The sequence below is a fragment of the Streptomyces sp. NPDC041970 genome, assembly GCF_055588985.1.
Genome location: NZ_JBVJCD010000017.1, coordinates 30,970 through 41,358, shown reverse-complemented (window position 1 = coordinate 41,358; position 10,389 = coordinate 30,970). Strand labels below are relative to the sequence as shown.

The window sequence follows — 10,389 nt, the reverse complement described above, 5'->3', positions numbered from 1 at the left end:
GGGGGGGGAGAACAGGGGGGGGGGGGGGGGGGGCTGTGGGGCGGGCGGCTCCCCCCCCCCCCCCCCCCCCTCCCCCTCCCCCCCCCCCCCCCCCCCCCCCCCCCCCCTCGCGCCCCCCCCCCCCCGGGCCGGTCCACGCGGCAGCGCCCCGCACCGGGCGGCCGGCTCGCCGACGCCCCTGCCCCAGCGTGCGGACGGTGATGATGACCCAGGTGGGATACCTTCCCGAGGAGACGAGCACCTTCGTCGGGAGGCGGGCCGAACTGGCCCGGCTGCGCACCGCGTTGACCACCCGGCGGATGACCACCCTGATCGGCCCCGGCGGCGTCGGCAAGACCCGGCTCGCGGTCCGGGCCGCCCGCGCCGCCGCCGACCACTACCCGGACGGCGCGTGGTGGGCCGACCTCTCCCCGCTCTACGACGACCGGCTGCTGCTGCCCACCGTCTCCGACGCGGTCGGGCTCGCCGACCACACCCTGCGGATGCCCGTCGAGGTGCTCTGCGAGTGGCTCGGCGACAAGCGCCTCCTGCTGGTCCTCGACTCCGCCGAGCACCTGCGCCGTGCGTGCTCGCACCTGCTGGCCGAGGTCCTCACCACCGCGCCCGGCCTCACCGTCCTGGTCACCAGCAGGCGACCGCTGGGCACCCGCGGGGAGCACGTGATCGACGTGCCGCCCCTCCCGGTGGACGGCGCGCCCGACGCCCTGCGCCTCTTCGCCGACCGGCTGCGCGCGGCCGACCCGCGCGCCGCGCTCGACACCCCCGAGGAGGAGGCGGCGGCCGCCGAGATCTGCCGCCGCCTGGAGGGCATCCCGCTCGCCATCGAGCTGGCCGCTGCGGGCATCGGCCGGCAGACCGTGGTCCAGCTCGCCGCCCGCATCGGCTCCCGCTTCACCGCCACCGAGCACGGCGGCGGGGCGGACCGGGCCGAGGGTGCGGGCCGCGACCCCGACGGCCCGGACGGCGGCGCCGGAGCGGCGGCCACGTCCCGCCTCGACCTCCTCGCGGACGCGTCGGCGTGGCCCCGCCGCCACCGGACCCTGCGCACCGCCATCGGCTGGTCCCACGAGCTGTGCACCCCCCTCGAACGCCTCCTGTGGGCCCGGCTCACCCCCCTGCGCACCGACTTCGACGCGGAGGCCGTCCGGCAGGTCTGCGCGGGGGGCCCGCTCACCCCGGACGCCGTCGACCGGGCGCTCCAGGGCCTGGTGGCCCAGTCCGTCGTCCAACGCGACGGCCACCGCTACCGGATGCTCGACACCCTGCGCGAGTACGGCCGCATGTGGCTCGCGGAGCTGGGGGAGGAGCGGGCGGCGGCCGAGCGGCACGCCGCCTGCTTCCTCGGCCTCGCCCGCCGCGCCCACGAGGGATGGACCGGCACGGACCAGGTGTTCTGGTACCACAAGGTCTCCGACGTCCACCTCGACCTGTGCGCCGCCCTGGAACACCTCCTCGTGCACGACGTCGGCGGGGCCCAGGAGATGGCGGGCCGGGTCGGCTTCTTCTGGGCCTGCTGCGGCCATCTGACCAAGGCCCGGAGCTACGCCCGGCGCGCGCTGGACGCGGGACCCGTCGAGGCGGCCCACCAGACCCGGCTGCGCTGGGTGCTCGGGGTCGCGGCCCTGCTCCAGGGCGACTTCACGACCGCCGAGAAGTACGGCGCGCTCTGCACCGCCACCGCCCTGCACGAGCGGGACGACGAGGGGATGCTGGGCGCGACCTACCTCTGCGGCCTCACCCGGCTGATGACCGGGCGGCCCACCGAGGCCCTGGAGGCGGCCGAACGCGTGCTGCGCATGACCGACCGGGTGCCCGAGAGCTCCGCCCACCGGCTGCGTTGCCGCCTCGTCACCGTCTTCGCGCTGACGGCCCTGGGCCGGCTCGCGGAGTCGGAGGCGGCCGCCACCGCGCTGCGCCGGACCTGCGAACAGGGCGGCGAGTACTGGACCCGCGCTTACGCCGACTACCAACTCGCCCTGATCGCCCTGCTCCAGGGGCGCCCCCAGGCGTCCGCCGCGCACGCCCGCTCGATGCTCGCGGGCAAGCACCGGCTCCGTGACAGCTTCGGGATCGCGATGGGCCTGGACCTCCTGGCCGCCGCGATCGCCGCCCAGGGCGCGGGGGCGCAGGCCGCGCGGATCTACGGCACGGGGTACGCGTACTGGCGGATGGTCGGCCACCCGCAGCGCGGCACGCCCGAGCTGCGGCCGATCCGCGAGGCGTTCGAGCGCCAGGCGCGGGCGGCCGTGGGCGACGCGGCCTACCAGCGGGCCTTCGAGCGCGGCCGGTCCGACAACGCGGAGGTCGGGCTCGCCGCCGCGCTCCGCAGCGAACTCCAGCTCTGACCGCGCGTCCGGGGCGCGGGCGCGGAGGCGCACGGGACCCTCACCGGGTGCGGCGGCGGCCCTGGGCTACCCGGCCGCCCGCGCTGTAGGTAAGGTTAGGCATACCTAAGTAGCCGCTTGGGTGCCGCTGACCGCTCCAGGAGACCTCGGATGCGCCCTTCCCGCCCCCGCGCCACGCTGCCCACCCGCGCCGAGCGCGTCCGGTCCATCCTGACCGTCGCCCACTCGATGACGGTGGTCAGCGACGGCCGGCACACCGAAGTCCGCCGCCTCGACGGCACGGCGGCGATGGACTGCATCCACCTGCACGCTCCGGCCTGCGGCGACCACGCGCCGACCGGCCAACGCGTCCCCGTCCGCCTGGAGTTCACCGACATCGCACCCACCCCCGTACGCGACCGGCTGCGCGCCCGCGTCACGGTCACCGGGCTGCTGGCCGCCCCGTACGGCACGGACGCCGAGCACAGCACCTGCATGGAGTTCGGGCAGGCGGTCCTGGAGGACGCCGAGGGCCGCACCTTCCTCACCCTGGAGGAGTTGGAGGAGGCCGAGCCCGACCCGATCGCCGGATGCGAGGCGGAGATGCTCACCCACCTGGCGGACCGGCACGGCGAACTCGTCCCGCTGCTGCTGCGCCTGGTCCACCCCCGTCCGGGGCGCGGCATGATCCGCGCGACACCGCTGGCGATGGACCGCTACGGGCTGGTCCTGCGCCTCGAACACCGGGACGCGCACGAGGACGCACGGCTGCCGTTCCCGCGCCCGGTGACCGGGATCGACCAGGCGGGCCCGCAGATCCACGCCCTGCTGGCCGCCGCCCGCCGCGCCTCCCACCGCAACGGGCTGCCGGCCTGAACGCCGCTCCGGTGCGATCCGCGGACTCAGCCGGGCGCGCGGCGCGCGGGCACGGCCGGGGCCAGCGCGGACAGCCGCGTCAGCAGATCCCCGAACGGGCCGTCCGCCGGCTCCCGCGACAGCACCCGCACCACGATGTCCGCCATCTCCCGGTCGTGCGCCGCGCTGACGGCGGCCAGTGCCACGAAGTCGTGCACCAACTGCACCTCCAGCTCGGCGCGCGGAACACGCCGCCCGTCCAGCCAGACGAGCGCCGTCGACTCCGCGAGCGACACCCAGGAGCGGACCACCAACTCCAGCCGAGCGGGCGGCCGTTCCACCCCGAGGTGGGCGATGATCTGGTCGTACGCGGCCTGCCGCACCCCGTCGATCATCGCGTTCGCCGTGGAGGAGCCGGCGGCGGGGCCGCCGCGCATCAGCGCCGAGAAGCCGGGCCCGTGCTCGTCGACGAAGTCGAAGAACCGGCCCATGACCCTCAACAGCCGTCCGCCCAGAGGGCCTTCCAGCGGCTCCTGGAAACGGGCCGCCAACTCGTCCGCGGCCCGCCGCAGCGCCGCCTCGTACAGGCTCTGCTTGCCGGGGAAGTAGTGGTAGACCAGCGGCCGGGAGATCCCGGCGGCCGCGGCGATCTCGTCGATCGACACCTCTTCGGGCGAGCGGCGGCTGAACAGGTCCAGCGCGACCCCTATCAACTGCTGCCTGCGCTCCTCGACGCCCATCCTGCGCCGCACCCCGGTCGTCATGGCGACAGCCTATCCGGGGCGACCCGTTGACGCCCTAGAGGTCCAGGACGAGGCGCCCGCTCCGGCAGCGCGAGACGCAGATCAGCATCGAACCGCCCCGCTCGCCGTCGGTCAGCAGCTCGTCCCGGTGGTCGATCTCCCCTTCCAGCACGGGCTGTCGGCAGGTGCCGCAGAAGCCCTGCTCGCAGGAGTACGGGACATGGGGCAGCTCCGCGCGGACGGCCGCCAGCACCGACTGCCCGGCCGCGACCGGCACCGTACGCCCGCTGCGCCGCAACTCCACCTCGAACGCCCGCGATCCGGCCGGGTGAGCCGCCGCGGCCGTGAACCGCTCCACGTGCGGGGCGCGGCCCTCGGGGAGCGCGGCGGTGACGGCGGCCGTCAGGGGCGCGGGGCCGCAGCAGTACACCGCCGTGCCGGGGGCGAGCCCGCTCAGCGCCGCGACGACGTCCGGGTGGCCCGCCTCGTCCTGGGCGACGACCGCCACCCGGCCCCCGTCCGCCCCGAGCCTCTCGATCTCCGCGAGGAAGGGCATCGAGGCCCGCGACCGCCCCCCGTACAGCAGCCGCCAGTCGGCCCCCGACGCGGCCAGCCTCCGCAGCATCGGCAGGACGGGGGTGATCCCGATGCCGCCCGCGACGAAGACGTGGGCGGGAGCCCCGGCCAGCGGGAAGCGGTTGCGCGGGCCGCGCACCTCGACCTCCATCCCCTCCCGCAGCCGCTCGTGCACCTCGCGCGAACCGCCCCGGCCGTCCTCGACCAGCCGGACCGCCACCGTGTAGGCGGACGCGTCCTCCGGGTCGCCGCAGAGCGAGTACTGCCGCACCAGCCCGGACGGCAGCACCAGGTCCACATGGGCGCCCGGCTCCCAGCGCGGCAGCCCGTCCCCCTCCAGCCGGAGCAGGACGACCCCCTCGGCGATGTGCTCCCGCCCGGCGACCAGCAGTCGGCGGGCGGCCGCCGCACGCCGCCGGGAGCGGCCGGAGACCGGCTCGGGCAGCGCGGGAAGGGGCCACAGCGGGGAGCGGGCTATCCGGCGCCGCAGCGCCCGCCGGGCGAGCAGGGCGGCGCCGGCGGTCAGCGCGACGGTACGGGGGCGGGGCGGGATCATGGTCAACGGTCCCCCGCCGTACGGGCCTCGGCGGCGCGCGCCGCGGGCGAGCGGGCCAGGTAGGCGACGGCCTGGGCCGTGCTGCCCTCCCGCGAGGGGTGGTAGGACCGGCTGAGGTAGCCGGGGACGGACCGCAGGATCGCCCCCGTGCTGGGCAGGGCGCCCTGCCGCCCCCGCGCGTGGAACGCCCGGAACGAGGCCTTGCCGTCCAGCAGGGTGGGGTCGTTCTCCATGAGGAACCGGGTCCCGCGCTGCCAGAGGAACACCAGCGCGGTGAACGCCGTGGCCCAGGTGCGCACCCGCCGCCGGTAGCCGCCGTCGACGTGCTGGAACACATCGAAGGCCACCGACCGGTGCTCCACCTCCTCCGCGCCGTGCCACCGCAGCAGGTCCAGCATCACCGGGTCGGCGCCCCGGCGGTCCAGCGCCTCGGCGTTGAGGACCCAGTCGCCGAGGAACGCGGTGTAGTGCTCGATCGCCGCTATCATCGCCACCCGCTCCATCAGCCACCAGGTCGACGCCCGCCCCGGCGGCAGCGTCCGGTCCCCGAGCAGCTTCTCGAACAGCCAGTCCACCTGCGCGGTGTACGGCTCCGGGTCGAGCCCCGACTCCCGCAGCCGGGGCAGCACGTCGTCGTGCGCCTGCGCGTGCACGGCCTCCTGCCCGATGAACCCCGCGACGTCCTCGCGCAGCCGCTCGTCGTGGATGTACGGGAGTATCTGCCGGTACACGTGGACGAACCAGCGCTCCCCGGCCGGCAGCAGCAGGTGGAGCACGTTGATGGTGTGCGTGGTGAACGGGTCGCCCGGCACCCAGTGCAGAGGGGTCTCCTCCCAGGCGAAGGAGACGTTGCGGGCCTTGAGGGGCGTTCGCTCCGCGGCGACCGCCTCCGGCTGCGTGTTGGACATGGCGTCAATGTACTGACGGGTAAGCGGGAGGGCCAGAGCCGTGCGGCGGATTCCCTCCGGCCGCGGTCCCGGTGGGGCGCACGCCCCGGACGCCCCGGCGGGCCCGTCGGCCGCGATCCGGGTGCGCGACCACCGGGACCCGCCGGTCGTCGCCCCGCGCCCCGGTACGGGCCGCGTACGCGCGGAGGACGACGAGCCGGCCCCGGCCCGCGATGAGGAACCGTGGACCGGGGCCGGCGGGCGTACCGCCCGATCGGGCGGTCAGGGCGTGTACTTGTACCCCACGCGGCGGACCGTCTGGATCGAGCGCCGGTACTCCGTGCCCAACTTGCGGCGCAGCCGGGCCACATGGACGTCCACGGTGCGCCCGTCGCCCACGTGCCCGTAACCCCACACCGTCGTCACCAGGTGGTCGCGGGTGTGCACCCGGTGCGGGTGCGCCACCAGATGGGCCAGCAGTTCGAACTCCAGGTACGTGAGGTCGAGCGCGACGCCGTCCACCGAAGCGGTGCGCCGGCTCGCGTCGATCCGGACCGGCCCGGTGGGGGCCGTCTCGGCCGGGACCGCCTCCGCCGCCGGGTGCGGCGGGAACGGCGAGGGGGCCGGCGCGGGTTGGGGCGCGGCGACGGGGAAGCCGCTCGGGTGCTGGTCGGCCGGCACGAGCACCAGGTAGCCGACCATCGGCGGGCGGCCGGGCAGGGTGGGCAGGGTGTGCGGGGGTGCGGGCAGCCAGGTGGCGCCGGGCGGGAGGAAGTCGGCCACGTCGGACGGCCGTACGGGCTCGTCGCGGTCGACCGCGCGCAGCCGGTGCCGGTCGGCGGAGAGGGAGCGGGCGGAGGAGAGGGGACGGGGGGAGGAGGCGGCCGCAGCGGATGCCGGGGACGCTGCCGTGGCAGCGGACGCGGCGGAGAACGTACGGGTGTTCACCATGAGGGGTCAGCTCTTTCGCGCGAGGATTCGTCAGGAGGACGTGCGTCGTGCGCGCGGACCGAAGGCCGGGTGAGCGGCGTTAGAGGGCCTGCGCGTTCCCCGCGCGGCAACACACCCGGTCGAAGTCATGGTGCTGACGAGAAGGCCAGAACGGTTCGAGGTCGCTGCGACGCGACGCGATGTACTGGAAGCCGGCCATGGCCCCATTGAAGCAGAGATCACGGCGGGGCAGCAGTCGTGATCTCGCCCGTCGATACGGTCGCGGGTGTCGTCTTCGTCACCGCGCGCCGGTCCCGCGCCGCGGAACGGGCCGGGAACGCGGGGCGGAACGGGACCGGAACGCACGGCGAGGGGCCCGCCGTCGTACGGCGGGCCCCTCGTGCGCGGTGCCGGGCGGGTCAGGCGCGACCGGCCTTCTCCAGCGCGGTGCAGCAGGTGTCGACGATCAGCCGCGTGACGACGTACGGGTCCACGTTGGCGTTCGGGCGGCGGTCCTCGATGTAGCCCTTGCGGTCCCGCTCGACCTGCCACGGGATGCGGACGGAGGCGCCGCGGTCGGAGACGCCGAAGCTGTACTCGTTCCACGGGGCGGTCTCGTGCAGGCCGGTGAGCCGGTCGTCGATGCCCGCGCCGTAGTTCTTCACGTGGTCCATCGGCTTGGAGCCCTCGCCGAGCGCCTCGCACGCCGTGATGATCGCCTCGTACCCCTCGCGCATCGCGCGGGTGGAGAAGTTGGTGTGCGCGCCCGCGCCGTTCCAGTCGCCCTTGACCGGCTTCGGGTCCAGCGTCGCGGACACCCCGAAGTCCTCGGCGGTGCGGTAGAGCAGCCAACGGGCCACCCAGAGCTGGTCGGAGACCTCCAGCGGGGAGAGCGGGCCGACCTGGAACTCCCACTGGCCGGGCATGACCTCGGCGTTGATGCCGCAGATGCCGAGCCCCGCCGCCAGACAGGCGTCCAGGTGCTTCTCCACGATCTCGCGGCCGAAGATCTCGTCCGCGCCGACCCCGCAGTAGTAGCCGCCCTGCGCGGCCGGGAACCCGCCCTCGGGGAAGCCCAGCGGCCGGTGGCCGTCGAAGAAGGTGTACTCCTGCTCGATGCCGAAGAGCGGCTCCTGGCCGGCGAACCTCTCGGCCGCCTCGGCGAGCGCGCTGCGGGTGTTGGACGCGTGCGGCGCCATGTCGATGCCCAGGACCTCGCACAGCACGAGGACGTCGTCGCCGCCGCGGATCGGGTCGGGGTACTGGGCGACCGGCTTGAGCACCAGGTCGGAGGCGTGCCCCTCGGCCTGGTTGGTGCTGGAACCGTCGAAGCCCCACAGGGGCAGCGAGGCGAGGTCGCCGGGCGAACCGGGCACGATCCTGGTCTTCGAGCGAAGCTTGGCAGTCGGCTCGGTGCCGTCGATCCAGATGTACTCAGCCTTGAACGTCACGGAAGCCATCCTCAGGTGCGGGTCTGCGAAGCTGCCGCACAGCCTGCCGACAGGGGGTTTCCCGGCAGTTGCCCGCGTGTGAACCCCGTGTTACCGCGGGGGCGGCCGGGCACACTGGCGCGGTGACCACTCCCAGCGCAGCACGCACCGCACGCATCGGCCTCCTCGGCACCGGCCCCTGGGCCACCGCCGTCCACGGCCCGGCCCTCGCCGCCCACCCCCGCGCCGAGCTGACCGGCGTGTGGGGCCGCAGACCGGAGGCGGCCGAACGCCTCGCCGGCGCCCTCGGCGCCAGGGCGTACGCGGACGTCGACGCCCTCTTCGCCGACTGCGACGCGGTCGCCGTCGCCCTCCCGCCGGACGTCCAGGCCGACCTCGCCGGGCGCGCCGCCGACGCCGGATGCCACCTCCTGCTCGACAAACCGCTCGCCACGACGGCCGCCGCCGCTCGGGACGCCGCCGGGCGCGCCGGACGGGCGGGCGTCGCCTCCGTGGTCTTCCTCACCCTGCGGTTCGCCCCCACCACCGCCGCCTGGATCGACGAACAGGCCGCACGCGGCGGCTGGTTCACCGCCCACGCGCAGTGGCTGGCCCCGCTGTACGCGCCCGGCTCGGACAGCCCGTACGCCGCCTCCCCGTGGCGGCGCGACCGGGGCGGGCTGTGGGACGTCGGCCCGCACGCCCTGTCCGTGCTGCTCCCCGTCCTCGGGGACGCCGTCTCGGTCACCGCGGCGCGGGGCCCGGCCGACCTCACCCACCTGATCCTGCGGCACGCCTCGGGGGCGTCCAGCACGGCCGCGCTCTCGCTGCACGCCCCCGAGGCGGCGGCCGGCTCCACCGTGCGGCTCCTGGGCGAACACGGGGTGGCCACGCTCCCCGAGGGCCGGGGCGACGGCGCGGAAGGCGCGTACGCCCGCGCGATCGACGCCCTGCTGCACGCGATGGCCACCGGCGACCCGCACCCGTGCGACATCCGCTTCGCGGCCCGCGTGACGGAGATCCTGGCGGAGGCGGAGGCGGAGGCGGAGGCGGAGGCGGAGACCTCCCCGAGCTGAGCTTCGGGCCGGTGGCGCGGCGGAGGGGGACGGCTCACGCCCGCCCCCCTCCGCACCACCGCGCGCTCACGCCCTAGGCGCCGAAGCGGCTCCGGGCCCCCGGTGGACGGACTCAGGCGCCCGCCGCCAGGGCCGCGCGGACCGCCTCCTCGGTGCGCCCCACGACCGCCGTGCCGTCCTCGGCGGTGATGATCGGACGCTGGATCAGCTTGGGGTGCTCGGACAGGGCGGTGATCCACCGCTCCCGCGAACCCGGCTCCCGCGGCCACTCCTTGAGCCCCAGCTCCTTCGCCTCCGCCTCCTGCGTCCGCGTGATGTCCCACGGCTCCAGCCCGAGCCGGTGCAGCACGTCCCGGATCTCGTCGGTCGAGGGCACGTCCTCCAGGTAGCGGCGGACGGTGTAGTCGGCCCCTTCCGCGTCGAGCAGGGTGAGTGCGCCGCGGCACTTGGAACAGGCGGGATTGATCCAGATCTCCATGGGGCCGAGGTTACGCGAGGGGTTGCCGAAGTAGCCTCTGGCCAGGGGCGATTGTCAGTGGTGGGCAGTAAAATGGAGGGAGTTCGCCAGGGTTCCGCCCCGCTGCCAGGAGGTTGCCGATGGCCGTTGCCGCAGTCACGACCGAGCCGCTCGACCGCCAGCTCCCGACGCCCGTCCACCCGCCGCTCCCGACCCCCCTGCCGAAGAAGCGCCTGCCCGCCGGCCGCCCCCGCGAGTGGTACGTCTCGCACAACCGCCGGCTCAAGGCCATGCGCCTGGCGATCGCCCTGCTGGACAGCGGGGTCTACCAGTCCGCCAGCGCCCGGAACCACCGCATACGGACCACCGCCCGACGCCTGGGCATCCACCGCCCGTCCGACGCCACCTGCCGCATGGTCCGCTCCCTGATCCGCGACGGCCGCTGACCCGCACGGTCCGGGACCCGCGTCCCGGACCGTGTGCCGGACGCTGGGCTTCCGGCTCTCCGCCCCCGCGGGAGGGGCCGCGTCCGAAAAACGCGTCGAGTGGCGTGCC

Annotated in this window: 10 protein-coding genes; 4 read left to right on the top strand and 6 right to left on the bottom strand. The window is 75.5% G+C overall.

The genetic code is table 11. The annotated features are described in order from the left end of the window. The first annotated feature begins 200 nt into the window (after window positions 1-200). Window positions 201-2,345 (top strand): ATP-binding protein, encoded by a 2,145-nt coding sequence (locus tag ACZ6EJ_RS11810; protein WP_469266538.1) that lies wholly within the window; start codon window positions 201-203, stop codon window positions 2,343-2,345. Window positions 2,346-2,495: 150 nt separating this feature from the next. Next, entirely contained in the window at window positions 2,496-3,200 is a 705-nt protein-coding gene (locus tag ACZ6EJ_RS11805) for a DUF2470 domain-containing protein (RefSeq protein ID WP_469266471.1), read from the top strand. A 26-nt stretch (window positions 3,201-3,226) separates the two neighbouring features. Here ACZ6EJ_RS11805 and ACZ6EJ_RS11800 read toward each other — a convergent pair whose 3' ends face one another. The 5 genes from ACZ6EJ_RS11800 to glnII all read right to left on the bottom strand — a co-directional run bounded on the left by ACZ6EJ_RS11800 (window position 3,227) and on the right by glnII (window position 8,322). After that, window positions 3,227-3,943, bottom strand: a complete 717-nt coding sequence (locus tag ACZ6EJ_RS11800; protein ID WP_469266469.1) for a TetR/AcrR family transcriptional regulator — start codon at window positions 3,941-3,943, stop codon at window positions 3,227-3,229. A 34-nt stretch (window positions 3,944-3,977) separates the two neighbouring features. Then, complete coding sequence (locus ACZ6EJ_RS11795) at window positions 3,978-5,054, bottom strand: PDR/VanB family oxidoreductase (protein WP_469266467.1); 1,077 nt, start codon at window positions 5,052-5,054, stop codon at window positions 3,978-3,980. A 2-nt stretch (window positions 5,055-5,056) separates the two neighbouring features. After that, window positions 5,057-5,962, bottom strand: coding sequence for a metal-dependent hydrolase (locus tag ACZ6EJ_RS11790; RefSeq protein WP_469266466.1), 906 nt, complete (start codon window positions 5,960-5,962; stop codon window positions 5,057-5,059). 261 nt (window positions 5,963-6,223) lie between these two features. Next, window positions 6,224-6,892: a winged helix-turn-helix domain-containing protein gene (locus ACZ6EJ_RS11785; RefSeq protein WP_469266464.1), complete on the bottom strand. Its 669-nt coding sequence runs from the start codon at window positions 6,890-6,892 to the stop codon at window positions 6,224-6,226. A gap of 398 nt (window positions 6,893-7,290) precedes the next feature. Then, window positions 7,291-8,322 (bottom strand): glutamine synthetase, encoded by a 1,032-nt coding sequence (gene glnII, locus ACZ6EJ_RS11780; protein ID WP_469266462.1) that lies wholly within the window; start codon window positions 8,320-8,322, stop codon window positions 7,291-7,293. Window positions 8,323-8,444: 122 nt separating this feature from the next. On the opposite strand from glnII, the gene ACZ6EJ_RS11775 reads away from it, so the two are divergent. Beyond that, window positions 8,445-9,377 (top strand): Gfo/Idh/MocA family protein, encoded by a 933-nt coding sequence (locus ACZ6EJ_RS11775; protein ID WP_469266460.1) that lies wholly within the window; start codon window positions 8,445-8,447, stop codon window positions 9,375-9,377. Between the two features lie 112 nt (window positions 9,378-9,489). Here the strand turns inward: ACZ6EJ_RS11775 and ACZ6EJ_RS11770 are convergent, their stop codons facing one another. Then, entirely contained in the window at window positions 9,490-9,855 is a 366-nt protein-coding gene (locus ACZ6EJ_RS11770) for an ArsC/Spx/MgsR family protein (protein ID WP_469266459.1), read from the bottom strand. A 119-nt stretch (window positions 9,856-9,974) separates the two neighbouring features. On the opposite strand from ACZ6EJ_RS11770, the gene ACZ6EJ_RS11765 reads away from it, so the two are divergent. Beyond that, window positions 9,975-10,280 (top strand): hypothetical protein, encoded by a 306-nt coding sequence (locus ACZ6EJ_RS11765; protein ID WP_469266457.1) that lies wholly within the window; start codon window positions 9,975-9,977, stop codon window positions 10,278-10,280. Window positions 10,281-10,389: the final 109 nt, after the last annotated feature.